The sequence below is a fragment of the Sulfuricurvum sp. genome (assembly GCF_031427015.1).
GTDB lineage: Bacteria > Campylobacterota > Campylobacteria > Campylobacterales > Sulfurimonadaceae > Sulfuricurvum.
The window spans coordinates 222,625-244,898 of sequence record NZ_JASJOW010000002.1; the positions used below are offsets into that span (position 1 = coordinate 222,625).

The window sequence follows — 22,274 nt, forward strand, 5'->3', positions numbered from 1 at the left end:
ATGTCCAAAAAAATATTTCTTTGCTCGATTTGTAACATCAACAGCGGAACGTGTAACGAAGATTGTAAATTTTGCTCCCAAAGTGTCAAATATAAAGCCGATATAGAGCGCTATAAACAAAAACCAATGGATCAAATTTTAGAGGAAGCTCGCCGCCTTGAATCACTCGGTGCACTCGGATTTTGCCTCGTCACGGCGCAAAAGGGGTTGGATGACAGAACCCTCGATTTTGTTTGTAGCGTTGCCTCTACCCTCAAGCGTGAAGTGCCGCGCCTTCGCTTGATCGCGTGTAACGGTACGGCTACGTTGGATCAACTGAATGAACTTAAACGCTCCGGTGTAAGTGCTTATAACCATAACCTCGAAACCAGTCGTGAGTTTTACAGCCAAGTGTGTACGACGCACCCGTGGGAGGAGCGGTATGAGACGTGTGAAAATGTCAACAGTTCAGGGCTCAAACTCATTAGCGGAGGAATTTTCGGTATGGGAGAGACGCAGGATGATCGTCTCAGTATGCTTCATTCTCTAAAAGAGTTAAATCCTATCTCTGTTCCACTCAATTTCTACCATCACAATCCGGCATTACCGCTAAACCCAAATCCTCTTAATGTGGATGAGTCGTTGGAATTGATTACTCTTGCACGTCGTATTTTAGATAAAGCGGATCGCATCATGATAGCAGGTGGACGTGAAATTACTTTTAAAGAACGCCAAGATGAGATTTTTAAAGCAGGTGCCAATAGTATCGTTATTGGAAATTATCTAACAACTGCAGGGCGGGAAGCGGATAGAGATTTGATGATGTTGAAAGAGTTGGGATTTGAAATTGCTATAACACCTGAGGATAAGTAAGCTATAATAACACCATCAAGATCGTTAAAAGGGGTTAATTGATATGTCACAATCCGTATTATTAACCATTGCACGAGCTTCAATTGAAGAGGTACTGCAAGCCCAAACAACTATCAACCGCTCAGAACTTCTTGAACAATATCCGATTCTATCCGAGCCGATGGCAACACAGATTACCCTCTATTTGGGTAATAAAATTCGAGGGAATGCTAAAACAGAGAGAGCCGAGCGTTCATTGCTTGAAGATATTATTTATAATGCTAAAAGCGCGGCATTTCAAGACAAAAATTTTGATCCTATTGTTACTTCAGAGTATCTTCATACCCTTATCGAATTAAAGGTATTTAGCCCTGAGGGAGAGTTAAGTCACCAGAGTGGACCTCTTTTAACAGATTGACGTGTCGATTCTATAAAGATTTTATATAGTGGGCAATCGCGTATCCATGATTAAGTCCTAATGCGATTGAACCGCCGGATTCTTGTGTAATATCACCGGCTACAAAAAGTCCGGGGACATTGGTTTGATAATTTTCATCATGTACCGGTTTTCCATCTTCTTCTCGAATACCGCTGCTTTGCAAAAAGCCACTGGGAGTCGTCCCTCCGATGGCATAAATGAGGCGATCAAAGAGTTCAGAGGAACCGTCACTAAAAAATACTTTTACTTTTCCACTTTCACTCTTCAGCTCAGTGATCTCAGTATTTAACATGGCTCTTACGCATCCGTTTGAAACTGCTTTATCTATATCCGCTTGATTGGTTGGATTGGCTCGGCGAAAGGTTCCGCGACGATAGCAGATACTTACTTCATTACGCTCACACAACTCCACCGCATATTCGATCGCTGAATCACCGCCGCCGATAACCATAATTTTTTCTTCTTTACTGCATGCATCTAATGTAAAATGAACTTGATTTTTAATGGACGGGGGGATTTTATAGTCCGGCTTATTGGGTTTACCCATCCGTCCGATAGTGACCACAACGTATTTGGCGTGGATAGATCCACCTGCGATAAAGACTTCGAATCCTTCTTCGGTTTTAACGATTTTTTGAACCTCTGTATGGGTTCGAAGTTCTAATGACTCATGATCGAGTAGCTGATCGAAAAAATCAAGGGTGCTCTCTTTGGTACCGTCTACAAAATAGATACTACCGTCAAGTTCGACTTTTTGCCCCTTCCAGTCTTTATCAACCCGCTTGTTGTCTTTGTAAAATTTTCGAATAGTCGCGTTATGGTTTTCATCTTTTTCAAGTAAAATAATATCTCTCATCCCCACGGCATAACTCTCAATAGCTGTCGCTATTCCTGCCGGGCCTGCTCCGATGATTGCTAATTCGTATAGATGTTCCATATATGCTCCCTTGTAATCTTCCAATACTTTATCACAAAGAGCGATAAAATTCAATTTATGTTATAATCTTTAACATGTACTATGTAATTCAACGACATCATGGCGATCCAAAGAAACATTATCTCGCGTATACGGTACCGAGATATATTAGTTCTGAAAACTCTCAGAATATTATTTTTGAATTTCGCCATAATGACAGTGTTAAACGTAAATGGGCTCCAAAAGAGGAGATCGTATTACTGACGGATGATGAACAACTTTTCCAAATAACTCTCAAGAAACTCGAACTTCTAAAGCGCTCTCATCTTGAGCGAATCGATGCTGCTGAAGCACAACTCAATCAAGAAATTTTTGCATTGCTCAATACGATGCAATCTGAATTTGAAACCATTAAAAAAAACAATTAAATACGTTTGATTTACATTTGTAATATTTTCATATGTTACAATCTCTTTATTCTAGATGTCTGAAGGAGACGTATACAATGAAAAAATTAGCATTTTCGGCAATACTTGCCGCAACACTACTTGGTGCAAGTGATTTTAATTATGAAATTACTCCGGTTGTCGGTTATCTATGGAACAGTACTTCCGATGAAACCAATCTCAATAACGGCGGTGCAATGGGGGGTGTCAATAACCATGCACTTTACGGTGTAGAGATGCAAATGAATAATGTTTGTGATGTTATTAAACCTGAACTTTCCATTCTCTACGGGCGCGACCGAGTTGAGGGTGAAAACGGCAAAACAGGTGTGCTAACGACGATGCTGAACGGTGTTTATGAAATAGAAACGGGAACGGCAGTTACTCCATTTGCAAAAGCAGGGCTAGGATATGAATGGTATACCAATACTCATCCAACGGATTATGATGGATTGGTTGCGGATGCAGGATTCGGTTTAAAAGCGGATTTAACGAAATATATTGCACTCAAACTTGAGGGTCTTTATATGTATAAAATGAACAACAACGGAGTTGACGGAAGCAACGGCGAAGTTCATAATGTTGCCGCACTTGCCGGGGTGACTTTTAGCTTTGATGAAAAAGCGGCTCCGGTTGTTGCTGCAGCTGCTGCTCCGGTCGCTCCTGCAGTTGTGACACCTAAGCCTGAACCAAAACCGGTTGTAGTTCCTGCACCTGTAGCCCAGCCCGTAAAAGCTACCGCTCCAATCGACAGTGATAAAGACGGTGTAATGGATGATCAAGATAAATGTCCCGGCACTCCCGCAGGATTCAAAGTCGATGCTGATGGATGCCCGCTTAGAGCGACGTTGCATTTGAATTTTGGAACAGATTCCAACAAGGTAGATGCGCAAGGTTCTGCAAAAGTAGCTGCATTTGCCGATTTTTTGAAAGCGAGTCCGGCATACAATGCAAACATTATCGGTCATACGGATAGTACGGCTTCAGACACATACAATCAAAAACTCTCAGAGAAACGTGCGGAAAAAGTAAAATCAATGCTTGTGGAAAACGGTATTGATGCCTATCGTTTAAGTGCTTCAGGTAAAGGTGAATCACAGCCGGTTGCCTCGAATAAAACAAAATCAGGACGTGCTGAAAACCGTCGTATCGAAGTTGAGCTTACCCACTAAGGAGAGGCTCTATTCGTCTTCTTTTCTATAACTTCCCGCTTTGCAGCCGCTTGGGCTGCTGGGCGGATTGTCTCTCAAATAACATAAATCTTCATGCGCTTGTTTCAAAACTTTACTTTCTCTCAATAACGGTAACATCTTCTCGTCTTTTTCACTGAGTGAGAGGGATTGGTTATACAACAATGCTTTAACTTCAGCATCGACGGCAGCTAGGGCCGCTTCAATATGGGTTAGTGAAATCATAGATTCTCTTTTTGGGTCATTATAGCGATGAGGTTCTAAAATAATGACGGCTGAAGCGATTTTAATTTAAAACTTTTACGATGTATTTCGCAATGCCCATATTGACGGATTGCTTCGATATGAGTTGCACTTCCATATCCCTTATGCCCCTCAAAGCCGTACTGAGGATAGAGAGAGGCGAGTTCTACCATCTCACGATCCCGTGTCACCTTTGCTAAAATCGAGGCGGCACTCACCTCTGGGATCGTCGCATCGGCTTTTACCATGGTTCGCAGACCGCGCACCCCGAATGCTGAATTACCATCATACAGATAATCGGCTTCCCCTATGGCAGCCATGATTTCACGCAACCCCGCCGCCAAACATGCCGATAGCCCTAGTTCATCGATTTGTGCGGCACTAAATCGCGCGATATGATACGTGGAATTTTCACGAATGAGTTTAAAGAGTTCTTCGCGCTTTTTTTCGGTGAGCTTTTTAGAATCATTTAATCCGTCAATCGGCGTATGTAAAATTACCCCAGCAATAGTGAGCGGTCCGGCCAAGGGTCCTCGTCCCGCTTCATCAATTCCACACAGTTTCATGTACACTCCTATTCATCTGATAACGCCCATCGCTCAAACGGGATCATTTCAATACGTGAGACCGGATGAGAGAGGGTACTCTCCAGATTCATGGTTACGGCTACGACTTCGCGCACGCGATTAGATACGATAAAACTCTCTAGACTTTCTACTTTTTTAAAAAGAGCATGTTCATTCGCAAATGCAGAGGCAATAATGATTTGCCCGCGTTCAGGGAGATAAAAATCAATCCCCTCATCATAATAGCACTCAATATGGTGTTTGTCCAGTTCCGAAAATACGAGATTTTCAAATAGTCGTCCAAAGTGTTTTTGGAGAACAAGGGCTTGCTTGATAGCAATATCGCATAAATAGAGTTTCTTTACGGCACTGGGGTGATTGAATTTACTCAGACTTTTAAGATAGCCGCGTTCAAAGAGTGATTGCAGATGGAGGTAGAGTTTATCTTTGGATATTTTTCTCTCCCCCTTGAGTCGCTCATACAGATTAAATGCGGAAACTTTTTGGGTTACCATTTTAGACGCCTGAGAGAGGATTGCAAATTCTATCGGTTCCAATGCACGGCTTAGTGAGCTTTGGAGATAGAGAGCACGATCTTCGCTGCTAATACGGTGCATCGCTGGAAATCCACCGAGCTGAAAAAAATGGTTTAGGGCGGTATTATCAAATTTGCTTTCAAAGGCTAAGAACTCTTCGTAATCAAGTAGTTCAAGGTGAATTTTGTCATAAGGTAGATCTAGATCAAGCTCAGTTGAGAGGATAATCTGATCGATCTCAATAAGATGAATGGTGTCTATGTAGTTGTCTAATACGAGAATAGAAATCTTATTATCACGGCAAAATGGGCTTAACACAGTGTTTAGCTCATCTATATTCAGACGAAGATCACGACAGTCAAGATAAAGATAGGTCGATTTTTTATGCCCCAACAGGTAATGTTTGATTAGAGAGGTTTTTCCTGATTGAGTTATTCCGTGAATCAAGGTGTTTTTTTCACCGATTGAATACTTGCGTTCTATAAAACCTGCATTATGTAAATCGTAGCGATAGTACTCATCTAATAAAGTATTCATACTTAAAATCATACCTTAAAAAATACACCATCCTTATTAAAAGGAAGTAAAATTACTAAAACTTACATTTTTTACCCCTAAAATGCTTGACCCTGAGCAGGTATGTCGATATAATTTCACCGCCTTATATAGTCAGCATTGACTGACGAGTTCTTTTATCTAAGGAAAACATTATGGAAAAAATTCGTTTAAAACTTAGAGCGTACGATCATCGTGTACTTGATCGTTCTGTTGCCTCTATTGTTGAAGCTGTAAAGCGAACGGGTGCGGAAATTCGCGGCCCAATCCCTTTGCCAACCAAGATTCGTAAATATACGGTTCTTAAATCTCCGCACGTCAATAAAGACTCCCGTGAGCAATTTGAGATTCGTATGCACGCACGTTTGATCGACATCGTGTCGGCTACGCCAGATACAGTTGATTCTTTGATGAAGCTTGACTTGGCTCCGGAAGTGGACGTAGAAGTTCGCTCTATGGACAAGTAAGGAGTAGGGTGTGGAATACATTGTAGAAAAAATCGGCATGAGCCGAACGATCAGCGTTCCGAGCAAAGTGGTAACTCTTTTAAAAGTAAAAGAGATCAAAGTTTGTGAAGTGAACGATGGCACTGCGCTTGTAGCGTATAGCCAAGGCAAATCGACAAATAAACCGGTTGAAGGTCAACAAAAGAAATATAATCTTTCTGCTGAATTCAACAAATTCGCTACATTAGAAGTTGCAAACACCGAAGCCGGTGATTTGGATATGGCTCCTTTAGCGGATGCAAAAACGGTTAAATCGTCTTTCAATACAAAAGGTCGCGGTTTTACCGGCGTTATGAAACGTTGGAACTTTGCCGGCGGACCTGGCGCACACGGACACCGTTTTCACCGTACTGGTGGATCTATCGGTAACCGCGAATGGCCTGGTAAAGTCCAAAAAGGGCGTAAAATGTCAGGTCAATACGGTAACGAGCAAGTTACTGTTAAAAATGAAGTAATGTCATACGACGCAGAAAACGGTGTGTTGGTAGTTGTGGGTTCAATCCCAGGCGCTAACGGTGCACTAGGTCGAGTAAAGGTAGTGAAATAATGAGCGCGATTGTACTGAACGAAAAATTCGAAAAAGCCTCTGAATTGGCATTGCCTGAGAGCTTTAGCGGTATCAATACCCACAACCTCTACTTGTACGTTAAATCGTATCAAGCAAGTATCCGTTCTAATACGGCGTCTGTAAAAAGTCGTTCAACTATTAGCGGTGGTGGTAAAAAACCATGGGCTCAAAAAGGTAAAGGTGGCGCACGTGCCGGTTCACGTCGTTCACCGATCTTTGTTGGCGGTGCGATTGCACATGGACCAAACACGGGTCGTAACTACGATCAAAAGATCAATAAAAAGCAAAAGAAACTAGCGCTTAAATGTGCGTTGGATGCTTTGGCAACAGCCGGGAAATTGTTCATCGTTGATTCGATTGAAGTTCCGACTGGTAAAACAAAAGACGCATTGGCGTTGTTCAATGCATTGAATGTTCGTGATGCGTTGTTGGTGAAAAAGATTCTCGATGAGAATACCTATCTTGCATTCCGTAACATTGCTTCTACATACGTTGTAGAAGAGAATGAACTCAACGCCTTTTTGGCTGCGACATACCGTTCGGTGGTTATCGAAAAAGCGGTATGGGAAAATCTGACTAAAGAGAGCTAAGATGGCAGATATTACTGATATCAAATCAATCCTGTATACAGAGAAGACCCTTGGTCTTCAAGAAGAGGGTGTAATCGTTGTTCAAACGTCTCCACGTATGACAAAGAACGCTCTTAAAGAGGTGTTTAGAGAGTATTTCGGAATCGTTCCGGCTCGCGTAAACTCACTAAACCAAAGCGGAAAAGTTAAACGTTTCCGTGGTCTTGCTGGCAAACAAAATGACTTTAAAAAGTTTTATGTGAAATTGCCAGAAGGCGCACAAATCGATAGTTTGGCGGTGTAATATGGCGATTAAAACGTATAAACCAACAACCCCGAGCCGACGTTTCTATACTAACGTTGATAACTCGGACATCACGGCAAAAGCGTCTGTTCGCTCGTTGTTGATCAAACTTCCGGCAGCTGCGGGTCGTAACAACAACGGTCGTATCACATCACGTCATAAAGAAGCGGGAGCTAAAAAGCTTTACCGTATTATCGATTTCAAACGTAACAAGTTCGGTGTTCCGGGTACTGTTGCCGCAATCGAATACGATCCATACCGTAACTGTCGTATCGCTCTTGTTAACTATGCAGACGGTGACAAACGTTACGTCCTCCAACCTAAAGGTTTGGTAGTCGGTGATGTTATCGCTGCTGCTGAGAGCGGTTTGGATATTAAAGCGGGTAACGCGATGAAATTGATGAACATCCCTGTAGGGACAACGGTTCACAACATCGAACTTAAACCGGGTAAAGGTGGACAAATCGTCCGTTCAGCCGGAACATCTGCGCAAATCATGGGTCGTGAGGGGAAATATGTTTCTCTTCGTCTTCCATCAAGTGAAATGCGTTATGTGTTGGGTGAATGTATGGCGACTGTCGGTACTGTCGGTAACGAAGAGTACATTAACATCGTTCTTGGTAAAGCAGGTCGTACTCGTCATATGGGTATCCGTCCTCAAACACGTGGTTCTGCTATGAATCCTATCGATCACCCGCATGGTGGTGGTGAAGGTAAAACAAACTCAGGACGTCACCCGGTTACTCCATGGGGTAAACCGACTAAAGGTGCTAAAACACGTAAGAAGAAAGCAAGTGATAGACTTATTATTACTCGCCGTAAATCAAATCCGAAGAGGTAGATAATGGCTAGATCAGTAAAAAAAGGACCGTTTGTTGACGGACACCTAATGAAAAAAGTGATTGCTGCCAAAGAGACGAAAAGCAACAAGCCTATCAAAACTTGGTCACGCCGTAGTGTGATCTTGCCAGATATGATCGGTTTAACGTTTACCGTCCACAATGGCCGTCAGTTTGTACCGGTTTTCGTAACGGAAAACCACGTTGGTTACAAACTTGGTGAATTTTCACCAACACGTACGTTTAAGGGCCATAAAGGTTCTGTACAAAAGAAAATCGGGAAATAAGGAAGAGATATGGCAAGAGCACTATTAAAATTCGTTCGCGTATCTCCGACTAAATCTCGTTTGATCGCTCGCGAAGTTCAAGGAATGAATGCAGAGCAAGCAATGGCTGCATTGGAGTTTACTCCAAACAAAGCGGCAAAAATCATCGCTAAAGTGGTTGCGTCAGCCGTAGCTAACAGCGGTATCGATGCGCAAGATTGTGTTATTAAATCATGCCGCGTTGATAACGGTCCGGTACTTAAACGTTTCACTCAACGTGCACGTGGTACCGCTTCTGGAATCCGTAAGCCGACAGCACACATTTTGGTAGAAGTAGAGGGTAAATAATTATGGGTCATAAAGTTAATCCTATCGGACTTCGTCTCGGTATTAACCGCAACTGGGAATCTCGTTGGTTCCCTAACTTTAAAACAGCTGCGGTTTCATTGGGCGAAGACCATAAAATCCGTACCTATTTGAAAAAAGAACTCTACTACGCAGGTGTGAGCAACATCGTGATCGAGCGTACTGCGAAACGTCTTCGCGTTACGATCATCGCGGCTCGTCCTGGTATTATCATCGGTAAGAAAGGTTCTGACATTGAAAAAATCAAAGAATCTCTTCAAAACCTTATCGGTAAGCCGGTAGCCGTTAACATCAAAGAAGAGAAAAAAGCACAAGCGTCTGCACAACTCGTTGCAGAAAACGTTGCGACTCAACTTGAAAAACGTGTTGCTTTCCGCCGTGCGATGAAAAAAGTTATGCAAAATGCACAACGTGCAGGGGCTAAAGGTATTAAAGTTTCAGTTGCAGGTCGTCTTGGCGGTGCTGAGATCGCTCGTACTGAGTGGTACCTTGAAGGTCGCGTACCGTTGCATACGCTTCGTGCAAAAATTGATTACGGTTTTGCTGAAGCGCACACCACTTACGGTGTAATCGGTATCAAAGTTTGGATTTTCAAAGGTGAGGTTCTCACTAAAGGCATCCAACCAGAAGCAAAAGAATCTAAAGAAGAGCGTGGTGACGATCAACAACGTCGTCCACGACGAAAGGCTAACTAATCATGTTGATGCCTAAACGTACGAAATATCGTAAAATGATGAAAGGGCGTAACCGCGGTTACGCTACAAATGCTAACAAATTGGATTTCGGTTCTATCGGATTCAAAGCAACGGAAGCGGGACGTATTAACTCTCGCCAAATCGAAGCGGCTCGTATTGCAGCAAACCGTCATATCAAACGTCAAGGTAAAATCTGGATCCGCGTGTTCCCGGCTAAACCATTGACTGCCAAACCACTTGAAGTGCGTATGGGTAAAGGTAAAGGTTCTGTTGACCAATGGGTAATGAACATCAAACCAGGCCGTATCATTTTTGAAATGGGTGGTGTTGAAGAGACTCTTGCACGTGAAGCATTAGCGCTTGCGATGCAAAAACTTCCGTTCAAAACTAAAATTGTAACTGCGGAGATGAGCAATGAAATATACTGATTTGAACGACAAAACAGCTGCTGAACTTCAAGGGATGCTCAAAGAGAAAAAAATTGAGCTTTTCACTTTGAAAATTAAGCAAAAAATGATGCAATTGACTAACACGAGCGAACTTCGCACGGCGAAAAAAGACATTGCACGCATTAACACTGCTATGAACGCAGTGAAGTAAGGGCTAAGCTATGACACACAAACGTGAAATTCAAGGTATCGTAGTTACAAAAGCCGGCGAAAAAACAGCAACAATCGTTGTTGAGCGCCGTGTTATGCACCCACGTTACCACAAAACGGTAAAACGTTTCAAAAAATACATGATTCATGATGAGAACAACCAACTCAACATTGGTGATGAAGTGATCGCGATCGAGTGTCGTCCACTTTCAAAAAGCAAATCGTTCCGTCTTAAAACTCTTGTTAAAGGAGCGAACGCATGATTCAAAGTTTTACTCGTCTAGCAGTAGCCGATAACACAGGGGCTAAAGAGATCATGTGTATTAAAGTTCTTGGCGGTTCAAAACGTCGTTATGCGACAGTAGGTGATGTTATCATCGCTTCTGTTAAAAAAGCGGCTCCAACCGGTAAAGTAAAAAAAGGTCAAGTAGTAACAGCCGTTGTTGTTCGTACAAAAAAAGAAGTTCACCGTGAAAACGGTTCACTTATTCGTTTTGACGAAAATGCAGCCGTTATCCTTGATAAAAAACGTGAGCCGATCGGTACACGTATTTTCGGACCTGTAAGCCGTGAAGTTCGTTACGCAGGTTTCATGAAAATCGTATCACTTGCTCCAGAGGTTGTATGATGGCAAAATTTAATTTCAAAAAAGGCGACATCGTTGAAGTGATCGCCGGTGACGATAAAGGTACTAAAGCAGAATTGCTTCAAGTTATGCCTAAGAAAAACAAAGTAATCGTTAAGGGTGTTCGCGTTGCAAAAAAAGCGATCAAACCTAGCGAGCAAAATCCACAAGGCGGATTCTTGAACAAAGAGATGCCTGTTGATGCATCAAATGTCCGTAAAGTTGAGGCGTAATCATGGCACGACTAAAAGATAAATACTTGGCGCTCAAACCTGAGCTCCAAACCGCTCTTGGAATTGCAAATGTAATGCAAGTTCCAGCTCTAGAAAAAGTGATCATCTCTGTTGGTTGTGGTTTTGCCATGAAAGACAACAAATTGATCCAAAGTATCCAAGATACAATCAGCAACATCGCTGGTCAACGTGCTTCAGTCGTTGTTGCTCGTAAATCGGTTGCAGGTTTTAAAGTACGTGAAGGGATGCCGGTCGGTGTAAAAGTTACACTGCGCGGTGCTCAAATGTATGATTTCATGGATAAATTGATCTCTGTATCACTTCCACGTGTTAAAGACTTTCGTGGTATTCCACGTAACGGTTTTGACGGTCGCGGAAACTACAACTTCGGTTTGACCGAGCAGTTGATTTTCCCTGAAGTTGATTACGATTCAATTATGCAAATCCACGGGATGAACATCACGGTGGTAACAAGCGCTACAGCTGATAAAGATGCGTTCAAGCTTCTTGAAATGATCGGTATGCCGTTTGCTAAAGGGAGAGAATAATGGCTAAGAAGTCAATGATCGCTAAAGCGGCGCGTACACCTAAGTTTGCGGTTCGCGCGTATACTCGTTGTCAGATTTGTGGTCGTCCACACTCTGTCATCAGTGATTTTGGAATTTGTCGCGTTTGCTTCCGTAAAATGGCAAACGAAGGGTTAATCCCAGGCGTTAGAAAGTCAAGCTGGTAATTCCAGATTGATACTCCTAATGATTAGATAAGGAAATATAAATGATTAATGATTTGATCGCGGATTCGTTGACTCGTATCCGTAATGCGGCTATGCGTCGTTTGGATTCTACAACATTGATGCACTCAAAAGTTGTAGAAGCAGTGGTTGCCATTTTGGCAGACAAAGGCTACATCGAGAGTTTTAATGTTGTTGAAGACGGCGTTAAAAAAACAATCAACGTAGTGTTGAAATACGACGAAAAAGGTCGTACGGTTATCAATGAAGTAAAACGTGTCTCTAAACCGGGACGTCGTGTTTACAAAGGTAAAGATGAACTAAAACGTTTCAAAAACGGTTACGGTACCATCATTGTCAGCAGTTCAAAAGGGGTTCTTCCTAACGATAAAGCATTCGAGCTTGGCGTAGGCGGAGAAGTCCTTTGTACAATTTGGTAAGGAGATAAGATGTCACGTATTGGAAAACTTCCTATTTCTATCCCAGCTGATGTAAAAGCGACACTTGATGGAACGGTATTGACGTTCAGCAAAGGTGCAACAACACAAATCTTGGATACTCTTGGAAACTGTGGTGTTGTTCTTGAAGGTAATACGTTAACGTTTAGCACAAACTCTGATCAACGTACTGATCGCGCATTCTGGGGTACTTACCGTGCACTAGCTGCAAACATCATTACAGGTTTGACTACCGGTTTTGAGAAAAAACTAGAGATCAACGGGGTTGGTTATCGTGCAGCTGTAAATGGAAAAGTATTGAATCTTCAACTCGGATTTAGCCATGATATCAACTTTGACATCCCTGCCGGTGTTGATATTTCAGTTGAGAAAAACGTTATCAGCATCAAAGGTGCAGACAAACAACAAATTGGACAAATTGCAGCTGTAATCCGTTCATTCCGTCCACCTGAGCCGTATAAAGGCAAAGGTGTTAAATATTCTGATGAGACTATCCTGCGTAAAGCCGGTAAGACATCTAAGAAATAAGGAGCGATGATATGACAGGTAAAACACTTAAAAATAAATCGGCAAAACGCCTTCAGCGTAAACGCCGTATTCGCTCTAAAATTTCAGGATGTGCGTCATTGCCACGTGTATCAATTTTTCGCTCAAACCGCTATATCAGTGCACAAGCGATTAATGATGAAGCAGCAGTAACATTGGCAGCAGTACACTCAAAAACTTTGGGTCTTAAAGCAAATAAAGCGGACGCTGAAAAAGCGGCGGCAGTATTTGCTAAAAACCTAAAAGATGCCGGTATTAATGAAGTTACGTTTGATCGTAACGGATTTTTGTATCACGGTGTCGTAAAAGCGTTTGCCGAAGCACTTCGTGCAAATGAAATCAAGTTTTAAGGCACGATGATGAATCCAATTAACAGAGAAGAATTTTCAGAAGCGATTGTAAACATCGGTCGTGTAACAAAAGTTGTAAAGGGTGGTAGACGTTTTCGTTTTACTGCTCTCGTAGTTGTAGGAAATAAAAAAGGAACCGTAGGTTACGGAGTCGGTAAAGCCAAAGAGGTTCCCGATGCTATCCGTAAAGCGGTAGACGAAGCGTTTAAAAACTTGACAGAAGTGAAGATCAAAGGTACTACCATTGCTCACGATATCGAAGTTAAATACAACGCAAGTCGTATCTTGCTAAAACCTGCATCTGAAGGTACAGGGGTTATCGCCGGTGGCGCTACTCGTCCGGTACTTGAGCTTGCGGGAATCCAAGACATCTTGACGAAGTCTTTGGGTTCTAACAATCCAAACACCGTGGTACGTGCAACAATCGATGCACTATCACGTATCAAAGGATAAGTTATGGCATTAGAAAACCTTACTCCTGCTGAGGGTTCAACCCACAGCACAAAACGTCTTGGCCGCGGCCAAGGAAGTGGCCAAGGAAAAACAGCCGGTAAAGGTCATAAAGGTCAAAAAGCGCGTAAAGGTTACAATGAAAAACGTAACTTTGAGGGTGGACAACAACCACTTGCTCGCCGTTTGCCAAAAATCGGTTTTACATCACGTGTTGTGAAACCAACCACAATCAATGTTGAAAAAGTAAAAGAGATCGCGAATCTTGCTGAAATTACAATGGAGAGTATCCGTGGTGTACATCGCTTAGCTAAATCGGTTACAAGTGTTAAACTTGTCGGCGCTAGCGCTAAAGATTTAGCATCTAAAATCAAAGACGAAAACGTTACAACAACTGGTAAATAATGAACCAACAACTTGTAAACAAGATCTTAATTACGATCGGTTTTCTCTTTATCTTCCGACTACTGGCATACGTGCCGGTACCGGGTGTTGACACAGCTGTCATCGCTTCGTTTTTTGATGATCACGCGGCAGATGCGTTAGGTCTATTCAACATGTTCAGCGGAAATGCCGTAGAACGTTTATCTATTATCTCTCTTGGCATTATGCCCTACATCACCGCCTCAATTATTATGGAACTTTTAGCAGCCACTTTTCCTAACTTAGCGCAAATGAAAAAAGAGCGTGACGGTATGGTCAAATACATGCAAATCATTCGTTATGCGACAATTGCTATTACGATAGTACAAGCAATAGGTGTCAGTGTAGGATTGCAAAGTATGACCGGAAAAGACGGAAGCAGTGCTATTTTGGTTGATCACAGTACTTTCATGTTATTGGCCGTTGTTTCGATGCTGGCCGGTACGATGTTGTTGATGTGGATCGGTGAACAGATTACTCAAAGCGGGATCGGTAACGGTGTTTCACTAATCATCTTCGCAGGGATTGTTTCAGCTATTCCGAGTGCTATTTCTCAATCAGTTACGATGGTAAATACGGGTGCTATGAGTTTCTTATCGCTTCTTGCCATTATTGCTTTGATTATTGCGACTATTTTAGTCATTATCTATGTTGAATTAGGTGAACGCCGTATTCCGGTTACCTATGCTAAAAAAACAATGATGCAAAATCAAAATAAGCGGGTTATGAACTACATTCCGGTTAAAGTGAATCTTTCAGGGGTTATTCCGGTCATTTTTGCTTCGGCAATTTTGATGTTCCCGATGACAGTGATGTCTTCGAGTACAAATCCTTACGTCCAATCTGTAGCGGATGTTTTAAACCCGAATCACTATTTCTTTAACTTTTTGACATTTGTATTTGTTGTCTTTTTTGCATTCTTTTATGCGTCTATCGTATTTAATGCAAAAGACATTTCCGATAACCTCAAACGTCAGGGTGGTTTTATTCCGGGTGTTCGTCCGGGTGAATCAACGAAAGAGTTTTTGAATGATACGGCAGGGCGTTTGACCATTACCGGTGCTATTTATCTCGGTCTTGTGGCGACATTGCCATGGGTGATTGTTAAAGCGATGGGAGTACCGTTCTTCTTCGGAGGGACAGCCGTTCTTATCGTGGTTCAGGTTGCACTGGACACAATGCGTCGTATTGAAGCACAGGTTTATATGTCCAAATATCAAACCCTTAGCGCGGTTGGCCTGTAACAATGGCGATTGCGCTACGCAAAAATGATGAGATAGCCAAACTTCGTGAAGCGAATAAAATCGTAGGTGCGACGTTGGAGCTTTTAGCTGCTTATACTAAGCCGGGAGTTACATTAAAAGAGTTGGATGCATTGGGTGAGGAATATATCCGAAGTCAAGGTGCCCTCCCTTCTTTTAAAGGGCTCTACGGTTTCCCCAGTGCGGTATGTACTTCCGTCAATGACGTGATTATTCACGGTATCCCAACGGACTACGCATTATGCGAGGGTGATATTGTCGGATTTGATGTCGGTACTCAGAAAAATGGGTATTTTGGGGATGCGGCAATATCGGTTGGTGTAGGTAAAATCTCTGCAGAAGATGAAGCATTGATCGCATGTGCGAAAGATGCCCTCTATTTTGCAATTGAGACTATTCGTGAGGGGATGCGATTTAAAGAACTCTCTTATGAGCTTGAAACGTTTATCACCTCAAGGGGATTTGTCCCTTTACGTGGATTTTGTGGACACGGAATCGGCAAAAAGCCGCATGAAGAGCCTGAAATTCCCAATTATTTGGACGGTCAGAATGCGAAAGCAGGCCCAAAGATCAAAAACGGAATGGTTTTTTGTTTAGAGCCGATGATTTGTCACAAAGAGGGGACTTCCAAAATCCTAGCCAACGGTTGGGATGTGGTGAGCACGGATGGGCTGAGAGGCTCTCATTACGAGCATACGGTTGCAATTATCAACGGTAGAGCTGAAATATTATCAATCGCGTAAAGGAATAATATGGCAAAAGATGATGTCATTGAAGTAGACGGAAAGATTATTGAGGCACTACCGAATGCAACGTTTCGTGTTGAGTTGCCGAATGGTCATGTGATTTTGTGTCATATCGCAGGTAAAATGCGTATGCACTACATTAAAATTCTACCGGGTGATACGGTAAAAATCGAACTGACTCCTTATAGTTTGGATAAAGGGCGAATCACCTATCGCTATAAATAAGTTACTTCCCCTCTAGGGGTAGGTGATAGCTATTTTTTGATAAGGATTTTCTCATTATGAAAAAATATTTATACACCCTTCTTTTCTCCTCTCTTTTTGCATCAGAAATACAACAATCATTTTGGGAAACGTATACGGCGGCTTTACGCGGTGATAAAGTAGCGCAGTTTCAAACGGGCGTAATATACGAACGGGGCATCGGAGTGGAGGCCAATCAAACGCAGGCGGCAGAGTGGTATTTAAAATCGGCACAACAGGGGTACATTGATGCTCAGTTTAATGTTGCGATTATGTTTGTACGCGGTCGAGGGATGGAACACAATGTTACGCAGGGGATGATGTGGTTAGCCTCGGCAGCCAAGCAAGGGGACAATGAGTCTCGTAAGCTCCTTTTGGATGTGATTGACGGTAAGTATGACAAAACACTCAAATCGTCGGAATCTGAAAAAATAAAAATCGGCGAGGTTATCCCGATAGCGGGCATTCGGTTGAAAACCAATAAAGATACAAAGATATGCGACCAAAGCGGAAGCTGTAATATGATCAAAGCGTATACCACGGTAACTTCCAGAGCTAAAAGCGGTAAGTATTATAAAGTAAGCGGTACTGGTGGGAAAAATGGATGGGAACCGTATATCGGCGAGGGATGGATTAGTGAGGAGGATGTACAGAGAGATTGATCTCTGTACGGTAAATTATTTTACAAAGCTACAGCAGTAATCACTGATCGTTTTAACTTTTAAATGAAATGCACTGTTGGCAGGGACATCAAAACTTTGCGGTCCTGTAATAGAAATCCACGCTTCTGAACCCGGAAGCTGAACCTCCATCTCACCGCTCATGATCTCCATGATCTCTTTATCACCCGTATTAAACGTGTATTCACCCGGCAACATAATCCCGAGGGTTTTGATACTTCCGTCTTCGAAACGGAGTGTTCGGCTGGTAACTTTACCCTCAAAATAGATATTTGCTTTTTTATCAGCGGTAACGTTGGTAAATTGTGACATAGATTTCTCCTAAAAATAATGGTGCAATTATAGCGGGTTGATCTCTTTCTTGATCTTTTTTGGGAGATGGGCAAAGGGGAAATCGGAGACAATTTTGATCTCGTCTCCCTCTTTGATCTCTACTTCTAGATCCATAGATTCACGTTTCATCGAAATTAGGGTGATGGTCCGATCCCCCTCAGTGTATGAAATTTTACGCGGACGAAGTTGAATGATGGCATTGTTTTTGAGTGGTCTATATCCCATAAATTCCGTTCTCCTGAACTGTTATTTTTTTACTCTCGACGAGTTGTGTCAATGCCGCTTTGTAATTCTTTTTACTAAGAGCGAAGGTTTTTTGAATCAAATCGGGGTCACTTTTGTAGTTGTAGGGCAACATCCCGCCGTTGGCTTTAATCATGGAGAGGATTTTATCGGCGGCACCGGATGCTTTTGCTTTTCCGACCATTTGCAAAGAGAGGTCGAGCTTACCATCAGGGCGTAGAACTTTTACGAATCCCTTTTTGATCTGTCCGACACGGACATCTTCAAAAATCTCATTCGCATAGATCATCCCCTCGTATTTATGATCCACGATCACTTTGTACCCCATAGGGGTTTTGGCGATGATCATAAAACTTACAGGGGTATTGGGATAAAATTTTTTTGGAGGCATCTCTAACGCTCCACTGATCTTTTCGGTTCCCACAAGTCGATTGGTTTGCTCATCGAGGATGACCCGAACAAGCCGCTTTTCTCCAACGGCAAACGGACGTTTTTGAAGCGCTCTAGGGACAAACAGATCTTTCGGCAAGCCCCAGTTGACAAACGCACCGATACTGCTGGTATCGACTACCTCGACAAAGGCAATTTCATTTAGCATTGCTTTAGGTGTTACGGTCGTCGCTACAGGGCGATCTTCACTGTCGGTGTAGACAAATACATCGATGGTATCGCCGATGTGCATTTTGTCAGTAACATATTGATTCGGCAGTAATATATCGCTCTCATCCAGTGCACGGAGGAATAACCCCGGAACAGTATCGCGATCAATTGTGAGGATATTTATTTCCCCGATTTTTAGTGTTTCATTCATGGGTATAATTATATCGACTATTTGCTTGCGGGAGAAAAGATGAGAATTGTAATTACTGGTGCAAGCAGCGGTTTAGGGGAAGCCTTAGCACTTCATTATGCAATGCGTGAGCATCAGCTTGTATTAATCGCCCGTAGAGAAGATCGTTTGAATGACGTAGCATCTCGATGTCGAAACAAGGGTGCTGAGGTTGAAACGATCATTGCCGATGTGAATGATTTTGAGCGAACGGGAGAGATTGGAAAAATTCTAACGGACAAACCGATTGACCGTATCATTCTTAATGCCGGAGTATCGGTCGGCCACGGCGGGGGAGTGACACCGTTTGAAGATTTTGAGAGACTCTTTAAAACCAATTTTCTGAGTGTTCATGCTTTATTGGAGCCGATTATTCCAAAATTGATGGAACAAAAATCGGGTGAGATCATTTTTATCTCCTCACTTGCCTCGTTGTTTACCATGCCGACCTCCATTGCCTACAGCAGTTCTAAACGGGCGCTTAACGCGTATGCGGAAGGGTTACACTATCAGTTAAAACCGCATGGCATTACCGTTATGACGATACTACCGGGATTTATCGAATCGGAGATGACGCAGAAAAACCACTTTAAAATGCCTTTTTTTATGTCTACCGAAGAGGGGATTAAACGGATCACACAGGCGATTGAACGAAAAAAAATTCGTTATCCGTTCCCTTTTAGATTTTACTTAATGATTCGAATTGTCTTGTTATTTCCGCAGTCCTTAAGAGACAAAATTGTACACTTCACTAATTTTAAAAAGGGTGCATAACCCGTACTATCAAGGAAATATCCGATGGTGATCGACAGCGTTTGTACCTATTGCGGCGTAGGATGTGATATTTCCGCTGAGGTTGAGGATAATAAAATCCAAAAAATCTTTGCGAAAGAAGAGGGTGTCGTCTCTCAAGGGCGTTTGTGTATTAAAGGAAAACAAGGATGGGATTTTGTAACCCATCCTAAACGTCTCCGTAATGCCCGTGTTCGTAAATCCTTTTTAGCCAAAAACGCTGCACTTTTTGCCGATTTGGATATGGATTATCTCGAACCGGTTGATCACGATTTCTATGAGATCAGTTATGAGAGTGCTTATGAGCTTGTTGCCCGTAAACTCAAATCAATTACGGATGAACACGGTGCACATAGTTTTGCCGCGATCGGCGGAGCACGTACCAGTTGTGAGGGGTCGTACCTTTTTCAACATTTTACCCGTCACGTCGTAGGGTCTCCCCATGTTGATAACTGTGCCCGTGTTTGCCATTCCCCCTCTCTAAAGGGAATGCGTACGACGATCGGTGAGGGGGCTATGACCAATCCGTTCGATGACATTTATGAGACCGAATACATGGTTGTTATGGGAAGTAATACTACAGAAGGTCATCCTATCGTTGCCAACCGTATGCTTGATGTGATTAAGCAAAAAGATATCGAACTTGCCGTATTGGACGTTCGCCGCATACAGCTTTCCAAATCGGCGACCAATCATTTAAGTATTCCCTACGAAGCAAATCTGATGATTCTCAATATGATGGCGTATGTCATCCTCTCGGAAGATTTGGTGAATAAAGAGTTTGTGAACAGCCGTACCAAAGGGTACGAAGAGTACAAAAACGCTCTGTTGAACGATCCGTATGCCAACCCTGAATATCTACTCAAAATTCCGGGGTATGAATCATTGGCAGAAGAAATTCGAACGGTTGCTCGCAAATATGCGACACGTAAAAGCCTTTTTTTCTGGGGATTAGGAATTACGGAACATTTGGACGGATCGTACGCGGTTATGGCGATTACCCACCTTGCAATGCTCACGGGAAATATCGGTAAACGGGGGGCTGGGTTGATGCCGCTTCGGGGGCAGAATAATGTTCAGGGAACCTGTGATGTCGGAATGTTGCCCTATTACGCTCCCGATTATCAACCGCCTAAAGAGGTAGGGATGATGACTCCCGATTTGATCAATGCGATGGTGGATGGGAAGATCAAAGCCCTCTATAACATTAGTGAAGATATCGCCCATATCCATCCAAACCAAAACAAAATTCACGCCGCTTTGGGGAACCTCGATCTTTTAGTTGTGAATGAACTCTTCGATAATGAGATTACCAAATTTGCCGACATTATCTTCGGGGTAAAAAGTGCTTATGAGAAGACGGGTGTTTATGTCAACGCGGAACGCCGACTCCACCTTTCTCAACCTCTTATTAACGTTATGATGCCGGATGATTGGGAAGTAATCGCTGAAATTTCCAAACGTTACGGTACCGATTTCGGATTTAAAAACTCCCGTGATGTGTGGGAAAGAGTACGTGTAGATGCTCCGATCCGTTTTGGGGGGGCGAGTTATGAAAAACTCGAATCCAATCGTTTACGCGGATTACAGTGGCCGGTACAAGAAGAAGATCTACCGGTTCTGCATATCGACAAATTCCGAACCAAAGATGGATTTGGGTCATTTCATTATCATCAGTATATTCCTCGCGGTCAGGTTGAGGAACTCTTAAATACTCAAAGTCATGAGGGGTATTACCTCACGACCGGACGTGTTTTAGTCCATTACAACAATAGTGCACAAACGAATGCATGTGATAAACTCAGTCGCTCACATAGCGAAGATACATTGCTTGTCAGTGTTGAAGATGAAGAGTTTTTTGAGTACAAAGATTTTGTTGTTCTCAAAAGTGAGTACGGTCAAAGTGCACCGCTGAGGGTGAAAGTGAGTTCAACCGTAAAAAAAGGGACTCTCTTTACGACTTTCCATCACGCCAAGAGCAATATTAACTTTCTTTTCGGGGATGAGGCGGACGAGCTGATCAAAACAGCCCGCTTTAAATCGATCAAAGTCGAGGTGATTAAACCCGACTATCTGGATTAACATTCATGCACACTCGTGCCAAAGGCAATATTGCTGAAGAGCGGGGGTGTGAGTATCTGCGATCCAAAGGTTTTCGGATAATTGATCGAAACGTGTATAACCGTTTCGGAGAGATCGATATTATTGCGTTAACTCCCGATAATGTTCTCCATTTTGTCGAAGTAAAAAGTGCGCTCAGTTATGAGCAAGCCGTCAATAATATCACTCGTGCAAAACTTCAAAAACTGGGGCGTACTATCCAAACGTATCTTCAGCAAAAACGGCTTAATGGTGACTACTGTATTGATGCTCTCATAGTAACCGATGAGGGTGTAGAATGGATAGAAAATATTACATTGTAAGAGCCCTCTCCTGAGAAATATTGTGAGAATAATGTAATAAGTCATTTTAAAGATTGTAGCGTTATAATGACTCATAACAAACATTCGCAATCAAGGAAGTACAATGGGTAAATACGTTGAATTGACAGTATCAAATTTTGATGAAGTAACTAAAGAGGGTGTCTCTTTAGTCGATTTTTGGGCTCCTTGGTGTGGACCTTGCCGTATGATCGCTCCGGTTATCGAAGAGTTGGCGGCAGAGTATGAAGGGAAAGCAAATATCTGTAAAGTAAATACCGATGAAGAGCAAGATATTGCAGTAAAATACGGTATCCGTTCTATTCCTACTATCCTTTTCTTTAAAAACGGTGAAGTGGTAGAACAAATGGTAGGTGCGGCTTCTAAACAAGCGTTTGCTGATAAAATTAACGCATTACTATAAATTATTAACGCCAAAGGGATGTATTCCTTTGGCTACGATAACTCTGCATTTTC

39 protein-coding genes are annotated in these 22,274 nt (G+C 42.5%); 32 read left to right on the plus strand and 7 right to left on the minus strand.

Annotated elements, in window-relative coordinates:
• Positions 1-852, plus strand: a complete 852-nt coding sequence (locus RMO68_RS03485) for a biotin synthase (RefSeq protein ID WP_310439331.1) — start codon at positions 1-3, stop codon at positions 850-852.
• A gap of 43 nt (positions 853-895) precedes the next feature.
• Positions 896-1,249 (plus strand): AMMECR1 domain-containing protein, encoded by a 354-nt coding sequence (locus RMO68_RS03490; protein ID WP_310439332.1) that lies wholly within the window; start codon positions 896-898, stop codon positions 1,247-1,249.
• Between the two features lie 10 nt (positions 1,250-1,259).
• Here the strand turns inward: RMO68_RS03490 and RMO68_RS03495 are convergent, their stop codons facing one another.
• Positions 1,260-2,207, minus strand: coding sequence for an NAD(P)-binding domain-containing protein (locus RMO68_RS03495; protein WP_310439333.1), 948 nt, complete (start codon positions 2,205-2,207; stop codon positions 1,260-1,262).
• Between the two features lie 74 nt (positions 2,208-2,281).
• Here RMO68_RS03495 and RMO68_RS03500 point away from each other — a divergent pair, with 74 nt between their 5' ends.
• Positions 2,282-2,614: a hypothetical protein gene (locus RMO68_RS03500; RefSeq protein WP_310439334.1), complete on the plus strand. Its 333-nt coding sequence runs from the start codon at positions 2,282-2,284 to the stop codon at positions 2,612-2,614.
• Positions 2,615-2,691: 77 nt separating this feature from the next.
• Positions 2,692-3,804 carry an OmpA family protein gene (locus RMO68_RS03505; RefSeq protein ID WP_310439335.1) on the plus strand — a complete coding sequence of 371 codons (1,113 nt, stop codon included), beginning with the start codon at positions 2,692-2,694 and terminating at the stop codon, positions 3,802-3,804.
• Positions 3,805-3,813: 9 nt separating this feature from the next.
• Here RMO68_RS03505 and RMO68_RS03510 read toward each other — a convergent pair whose 3' ends face one another.
• From RMO68_RS03510 to RMO68_RS03520, 3 genes are read right to left on the minus strand one after another with little or no spacing between them, the layout of a single operon-like run.
• Positions 3,814-4,047 carry a hypothetical protein gene (locus RMO68_RS03510; protein WP_310439336.1) on the minus strand — a complete coding sequence of 78 codons (234 nt, stop codon included), beginning with the start codon at positions 4,045-4,047 and terminating at the stop codon, positions 3,814-3,816.
• 35 nt (positions 4,048-4,082) lie between these two features.
• Positions 4,083-4,631 (minus strand): ribonuclease HII, encoded by a 549-nt coding sequence (locus RMO68_RS03515; protein ID WP_310439337.1) that lies wholly within the window; start codon positions 4,629-4,631, stop codon positions 4,083-4,085.
• 8 nt (positions 4,632-4,639) lie between these two features.
• Positions 4,640-5,704, minus strand: coding sequence for an ATP-binding protein (locus RMO68_RS03520; protein WP_310439338.1), 1,065 nt, complete (start codon positions 5,702-5,704; stop codon positions 4,640-4,642).
• Between the two features lie 173 nt (positions 5,705-5,877).
• On the opposite strand from RMO68_RS03520, the gene rpsJ reads away from it, so the two are divergent.
• The 24 genes from rpsJ to RMO68_RS03640 are packed head-to-tail and all read left to right on the plus strand — an operon-like array spanning position 5,878 to position 17,162.
• Positions 5,878-6,189, plus strand: coding sequence for a 30S ribosomal protein S10 (gene rpsJ, locus RMO68_RS03525; protein ID WP_013459053.1), 312 nt, complete (start codon positions 5,878-5,880; stop codon positions 6,187-6,189).
• A 10-nt stretch (positions 6,190-6,199) separates the two neighbouring features.
• Positions 6,200-6,775, plus strand: coding sequence for a 50S ribosomal protein L3 (rplC, locus tag RMO68_RS03530; RefSeq protein ID WP_310439339.1), 576 nt, complete (start codon positions 6,200-6,202; stop codon positions 6,773-6,775).
• The gene (rplD, locus tag RMO68_RS03535; protein ID WP_310439665.1) at positions 6,772-7,386 is read left to right on the plus strand and encodes a 50S ribosomal protein L4; all 615 of its coding nucleotides are present in this window, start codon (positions 6,772-6,774) and stop codon (positions 7,384-7,386) included. Before rplC ends, rplD begins: the two co-directional genes overlap by 4 nt.
• Before the next feature lies 1 nt (position 7,387).
• Entirely contained in the window at positions 7,388-7,669 is a 282-nt protein-coding gene (locus RMO68_RS03540; RefSeq protein ID WP_015652595.1) for a 50S ribosomal protein L23, read from the plus strand.
• A 1-nt stretch (position 7,670) separates the two neighbouring features.
• Positions 7,671-8,510, plus strand: a complete 840-nt coding sequence (rplB, locus tag RMO68_RS03545) for a 50S ribosomal protein L2 (protein ID WP_310439340.1) — start codon at positions 7,671-7,673, stop codon at positions 8,508-8,510.
• 3 nt (positions 8,511-8,513) lie between these two features.
• Positions 8,514-8,795 carry a 30S ribosomal protein S19 gene (gene rpsS / locus RMO68_RS03550; RefSeq protein ID WP_015652597.1) on the plus strand — a complete coding sequence of 94 codons (282 nt, stop codon included), beginning with the start codon at positions 8,514-8,516 and terminating at the stop codon, positions 8,793-8,795.
• Positions 8,796-8,804: 9 nt separating this feature from the next.
• Positions 8,805-9,122 carry a 50S ribosomal protein L22 gene (gene rplV, locus RMO68_RS03555; RefSeq protein WP_013459059.1) on the plus strand — a complete coding sequence of 106 codons (318 nt, stop codon included), beginning with the start codon at positions 8,805-8,807 and terminating at the stop codon, positions 9,120-9,122.
• Positions 9,123-9,124: 2 nt separating this feature from the next.
• On the plus strand, positions 9,125-9,835 hold the full coding sequence (gene rpsC / locus RMO68_RS03560; protein WP_295012828.1) for a 30S ribosomal protein S3: 711 nt from the start codon (positions 9,125-9,127) through the stop codon (positions 9,833-9,835).
• 2 nt (positions 9,836-9,837) lie between these two features.
• A complete protein-coding gene (rplP, locus tag RMO68_RS03565; RefSeq protein ID WP_015652600.1) occupies positions 9,838-10,263 on the plus strand; it encodes a 50S ribosomal protein L16 in 426 nt (141 codons plus the stop codon).
• Complete coding sequence (gene rpmC / locus RMO68_RS03570; protein ID WP_015652601.1) at positions 10,250-10,435, plus strand: 50S ribosomal protein L29; 186 nt, start codon at positions 10,250-10,252, stop codon at positions 10,433-10,435. Before rplP ends, rpmC begins: the two co-directional genes overlap by 14 nt.
• Before the next feature lie 10 nt (positions 10,436-10,445).
• Positions 10,446-10,697: a 30S ribosomal protein S17 gene (gene rpsQ / locus RMO68_RS03575; RefSeq protein ID WP_310439341.1), complete on the plus strand. Its 252-nt coding sequence runs from the start codon at positions 10,446-10,448 to the stop codon at positions 10,695-10,697.
• The gene (rplN, locus tag RMO68_RS03580; RefSeq protein ID WP_015652602.1) at positions 10,694-11,062 is read left to right on the plus strand and encodes a 50S ribosomal protein L14; all 369 of its coding nucleotides are present in this window, start codon (positions 10,694-10,696) and stop codon (positions 11,060-11,062) included. The genes rpsQ and rplN overlap by 4 nt, the downstream gene beginning before the upstream one ends.
• Positions 11,062-11,292, plus strand: coding sequence for a 50S ribosomal protein L24 (gene rplX / locus RMO68_RS03585; protein WP_294870753.1), 231 nt, complete (start codon positions 11,062-11,064; stop codon positions 11,290-11,292). The genes rplN and rplX overlap by 1 nt, the downstream gene beginning before the upstream one ends.
• 2 nt (positions 11,293-11,294) lie before the next feature.
• Positions 11,295-11,840: a 50S ribosomal protein L5 gene (rplE, locus tag RMO68_RS03590; protein ID WP_294897314.1), complete on the plus strand. Its 546-nt coding sequence runs from the start codon at positions 11,295-11,297 to the stop codon at positions 11,838-11,840.
• A complete protein-coding gene (locus RMO68_RS03595) occupies positions 11,840-12,025 on the plus strand; it encodes a type Z 30S ribosomal protein S14 (protein ID WP_041666707.1) in 186 nt (61 codons plus the stop codon). The genes rplE and RMO68_RS03595 overlap by 1 nt, the downstream gene beginning before the upstream one ends.
• A gap of 41 nt (positions 12,026-12,066) precedes the next feature.
• Complete coding sequence (gene rpsH / locus RMO68_RS03600) at positions 12,067-12,462, plus strand: 30S ribosomal protein S8 (protein WP_310439342.1); 396 nt, start codon at positions 12,067-12,069, stop codon at positions 12,460-12,462.
• Between the two features lie 9 nt (positions 12,463-12,471).
• The gene (rplF, locus tag RMO68_RS03605; protein WP_310439343.1) at positions 12,472-13,008 is read left to right on the plus strand and encodes a 50S ribosomal protein L6; all 537 of its coding nucleotides are present in this window, start codon (positions 12,472-12,474) and stop codon (positions 13,006-13,008) included.
• A gap of 11 nt (positions 13,009-13,019) precedes the next feature.
• Complete coding sequence (gene rplR / locus RMO68_RS03610; protein ID WP_310439344.1) at positions 13,020-13,376, plus strand: 50S ribosomal protein L18; 357 nt, start codon at positions 13,020-13,022, stop codon at positions 13,374-13,376.
• 9 nt (positions 13,377-13,385) lie between these two features.
• Entirely contained in the window at positions 13,386-13,829 is a 444-nt protein-coding gene (gene rpsE / locus RMO68_RS03615; RefSeq protein ID WP_295051673.1) for a 30S ribosomal protein S5, read from the plus strand.
• 3 nt (positions 13,830-13,832) lie between these two features.
• Positions 13,833-14,231, plus strand: coding sequence for a 50S ribosomal protein L15 (gene rplO, locus RMO68_RS03620; RefSeq protein WP_310439345.1), 399 nt, complete (start codon positions 13,833-13,835; stop codon positions 14,229-14,231).
• Positions 14,231-15,493, plus strand: a complete 1,263-nt coding sequence (secY, locus tag RMO68_RS03625; protein ID WP_310439346.1) for a preprotein translocase subunit SecY — start codon at positions 14,231-14,233, stop codon at positions 15,491-15,493. The genes rplO and secY overlap by 1 nt, the downstream gene beginning before the upstream one ends.
• A 2-nt stretch (positions 15,494-15,495) precedes the next feature.
• Positions 15,496-16,254: a type I methionyl aminopeptidase gene (gene map, locus RMO68_RS03630; RefSeq protein WP_310439347.1), complete on the plus strand. Its 759-nt coding sequence runs from the start codon at positions 15,496-15,498 to the stop codon at positions 16,252-16,254.
• A 9-nt stretch (positions 16,255-16,263) separates the two neighbouring features.
• Positions 16,264-16,482: a translation initiation factor IF-1 gene (infA, locus tag RMO68_RS03635; RefSeq protein WP_013459075.1), complete on the plus strand. Its 219-nt coding sequence runs from the start codon at positions 16,264-16,266 to the stop codon at positions 16,480-16,482.
• Positions 16,483-16,538: 56 nt separating this feature from the next.
• Positions 16,539-17,162, plus strand: a complete 624-nt coding sequence (locus RMO68_RS03640; RefSeq protein ID WP_310439349.1) for a tetratricopeptide repeat protein — start codon at positions 16,539-16,541, stop codon at positions 17,160-17,162.
• Positions 17,163-17,177: 15 nt separating this feature from the next.
• On the opposite strand, the gene RMO68_RS03645 is transcribed toward RMO68_RS03640, so the two are convergent.
• The 3 genes from RMO68_RS03645 to RMO68_RS03655 are packed head-to-tail and all read right to left on the minus strand — an operon-like array spanning position 17,178 to position 18,567.
• Positions 17,178-17,492: a pyrimidine/purine nucleoside phosphorylase gene (locus RMO68_RS03645; RefSeq protein WP_310439350.1), complete on the minus strand. Its 315-nt coding sequence runs from the start codon at positions 17,490-17,492 to the stop codon at positions 17,178-17,180.
• 27 nt (positions 17,493-17,519) lie between these two features.
• Positions 17,520-17,738, minus strand: coding sequence for a hypothetical protein (locus tag RMO68_RS03650; protein WP_310439351.1), 219 nt, complete (start codon positions 17,736-17,738; stop codon positions 17,520-17,522).
• Positions 17,728-18,567, minus strand: a complete 840-nt coding sequence (locus RMO68_RS03655; protein ID WP_310439352.1) for a S1 RNA-binding domain-containing protein — start codon at positions 18,565-18,567, stop codon at positions 17,728-17,730. Before RMO68_RS03655 ends, RMO68_RS03650 begins: the two co-directional genes overlap by 11 nt.
• A 39-nt stretch (positions 18,568-18,606) precedes the next feature.
• Here RMO68_RS03655 and RMO68_RS03660 point away from each other — a divergent pair, with 39 nt between their 5' ends.
• The 4 genes from RMO68_RS03660 (at position 18,607) to trxA (ending at position 22,221) form a co-directional block, all read left to right on the plus strand.
• Entirely contained in the window at positions 18,607-19,359 is a 753-nt protein-coding gene (locus RMO68_RS03660; RefSeq protein ID WP_310439353.1) for an SDR family NAD(P)-dependent oxidoreductase, read from the plus strand.
• Between the two features lie 24 nt (positions 19,360-19,383).
• The gene (locus RMO68_RS03665) at positions 19,384-21,459 is read left to right on the plus strand and encodes a molybdopterin oxidoreductase family protein (protein WP_310439354.1); all 2,076 of its coding nucleotides are present in this window, start codon (positions 19,384-19,386) and stop codon (positions 21,457-21,459) included.
• 5 nt (positions 21,460-21,464) lie between these two features.
• Positions 21,465-21,800, plus strand: coding sequence for a YraN family protein (locus RMO68_RS03670; protein WP_310439355.1), 336 nt, complete (start codon positions 21,465-21,467; stop codon positions 21,798-21,800).
• 103 nt (positions 21,801-21,903) lie between these two features.
• A complete protein-coding gene (gene trxA / locus RMO68_RS03675; RefSeq protein ID WP_310439356.1) occupies positions 21,904-22,221 on the plus strand; it encodes a thioredoxin in 318 nt (105 codons plus the stop codon).
• The last annotated feature ends 53 nt before the right edge of the window (positions 22,222-22,274 follow it).

Bases quoted from the DNA above. Each gene is read 5' to 3' on its own strand.
- rpsJ (WP_013459053.1), top strand. From the start codon at position 5,878: ATGGAAAAAATTCGTTTAAAACTTAGAGCGTACGATCATCGTGTACTT.
- RMO68_RS03540 (WP_015652595.1), top strand. From the start codon at position 7,388: ATGGCAGATATTACTGATATCAAATCAATCCTGTATACAGAGAAGACC.
- RMO68_RS03520 (WP_310439338.1), bottom strand. From the start codon at position 5,704: ATGAATACTTTATTAGATGAGTACTATCGCTACGATTTACATAATGCA.
- rplO (WP_310439345.1), top strand. From the start codon at position 13,833: ATGGCATTAGAAAACCTTACTCCTGCTGAGGGTTCAACCCACAGCACA.
- rplE (WP_294897314.1), top strand. From the start codon at position 11,295: ATGGCACGACTAAAAGATAAATACTTGGCGCTCAAACCTGAGCTCCAA.
- rplP (WP_015652600.1), top strand. From the start codon at position 9,838: ATGTTGATGCCTAAACGTACGAAATATCGTAAAATGATGAAAGGGCGT.
- RMO68_RS03485 (WP_310439331.1), top strand. From the start codon at position 1: ATGTCCAAAAAAATATTTCTTTGCTCGATTTGTAACATCAACAGCGGA.
- RMO68_RS03660 (WP_310439353.1), top strand. From the start codon at position 18,607: ATGAGAATTGTAATTACTGGTGCAAGCAGCGGTTTAGGGGAAGCCTTA.
- RMO68_RS03650 (WP_310439351.1), bottom strand. From the start codon at position 17,738: ATGGGATATAGACCACTCAAAAACAATGCCATCATTCAACTTCGTCCG.
- secY (WP_310439346.1), top strand. From the start codon at position 14,231: ATGAACCAACAACTTGTAAACAAGATCTTAATTACGATCGGTTTTCTC.
- RMO68_RS03515 (WP_310439337.1), bottom strand. From the start codon at position 4,631: ATGAAACTGTGTGGAATTGATGAAGCGGGACGAGGACCCTTGGCCGGA.
- RMO68_RS03595 (WP_041666707.1), top strand. From the start codon at position 11,840: ATGGCTAAGAAGTCAATGATCGCTAAAGCGGCGCGTACACCTAAGTTT.
- infA (WP_013459075.1), top strand. From the start codon at position 16,264: ATGGCAAAAGATGATGTCATTGAAGTAGACGGAAAGATTATTGAGGCA.
- RMO68_RS03645 (WP_310439350.1), bottom strand. From the start codon at position 17,492: ATGTCACAATTTACCAACGTTACCGCTGATAAAAAAGCAAATATCTAT.
- rpsE (WP_295051673.1), top strand. From the start codon at position 13,386: ATGAATCCAATTAACAGAGAAGAATTTTCAGAAGCGATTGTAAACATC.
- RMO68_RS03500 (WP_310439334.1), top strand. From the start codon at position 2,282: ATGTACTATGTAATTCAACGACATCATGGCGATCCAAAGAAACATTAT.
- rpsH (WP_310439342.1), top strand. From the start codon at position 12,067: ATGATTAATGATTTGATCGCGGATTCGTTGACTCGTATCCGTAATGCG.
- RMO68_RS03665 (WP_310439354.1), top strand. From the start codon at position 19,384: ATGGTGATCGACAGCGTTTGTACCTATTGCGGCGTAGGATGTGATATT.
- trxA (WP_310439356.1), top strand. From the start codon at position 21,904: ATGGGTAAATACGTTGAATTGACAGTATCAAATTTTGATGAAGTAACT.
- RMO68_RS03640 (WP_310439349.1), top strand. From the start codon at position 16,539: ATGAAAAAATATTTATACACCCTTCTTTTCTCCTCTCTTTTTGCATCA.
- rpsS (WP_015652597.1), top strand. From the start codon at position 8,514: ATGGCTAGATCAGTAAAAAAAGGACCGTTTGTTGACGGACACCTAATG.
- RMO68_RS03505 (WP_310439335.1), top strand. From the start codon at position 2,692: ATGAAAAAATTAGCATTTTCGGCAATACTTGCCGCAACACTACTTGGT.
- rplB (WP_310439340.1), top strand. From the start codon at position 7,671: ATGGCGATTAAAACGTATAAACCAACAACCCCGAGCCGACGTTTCTAT.
- rplF (WP_310439343.1), top strand. From the start codon at position 12,472: ATGTCACGTATTGGAAAACTTCCTATTTCTATCCCAGCTGATGTAAAA.
- rpsC (WP_295012828.1), top strand. From the start codon at position 9,125: ATGGGTCATAAAGTTAATCCTATCGGACTTCGTCTCGGTATTAACCGC.
- rplV (WP_013459059.1), top strand. From the start codon at position 8,805: ATGGCAAGAGCACTATTAAAATTCGTTCGCGTATCTCCGACTAAATCT.
- RMO68_RS03655 (WP_310439352.1), bottom strand. From the start codon at position 18,567: ATGAATGAAACACTAAAAATCGGGGAAATAAATATCCTCACAATTGAT.
- rplN (WP_015652602.1), top strand. From the start codon at position 10,694: ATGATTCAAAGTTTTACTCGTCTAGCAGTAGCCGATAACACAGGGGCT.
- RMO68_RS03510 (WP_310439336.1), bottom strand. From the start codon at position 4,047: ATGATTTCACTAACCCATATTGAAGCGGCCCTAGCTGCCGTCGATGCT.
- RMO68_RS03490 (WP_310439332.1), top strand. From the start codon at position 896: ATGTCACAATCCGTATTATTAACCATTGCACGAGCTTCAATTGAAGAG.
- RMO68_RS03670 (WP_310439355.1), top strand. From the start codon at position 21,465: ATGCACACTCGTGCCAAAGGCAATATTGCTGAAGAGCGGGGGTGTGAG.
- rplR (WP_310439344.1), top strand. From the start codon at position 13,020: ATGACAGGTAAAACACTTAAAAATAAATCGGCAAAACGCCTTCAGCGT.
- rpsQ (WP_310439341.1), top strand. From the start codon at position 10,446: ATGACACACAAACGTGAAATTCAAGGTATCGTAGTTACAAAAGCCGGC.
- rplX (WP_294870753.1), top strand. From the start codon at position 11,062: ATGGCAAAATTTAATTTCAAAAAAGGCGACATCGTTGAAGTGATCGCC.
- map (WP_310439347.1), top strand. From the start codon at position 15,496: ATGGCGATTGCGCTACGCAAAAATGATGAGATAGCCAAACTTCGTGAA.
- rpmC (WP_015652601.1), top strand. From the start codon at position 10,250: ATGAAATATACTGATTTGAACGACAAAACAGCTGCTGAACTTCAAGGG.
- RMO68_RS03495 (WP_310439333.1), bottom strand. From the start codon at position 2,207: ATGGAACATCTATACGAATTAGCAATCATCGGAGCAGGCCCGGCAGGA.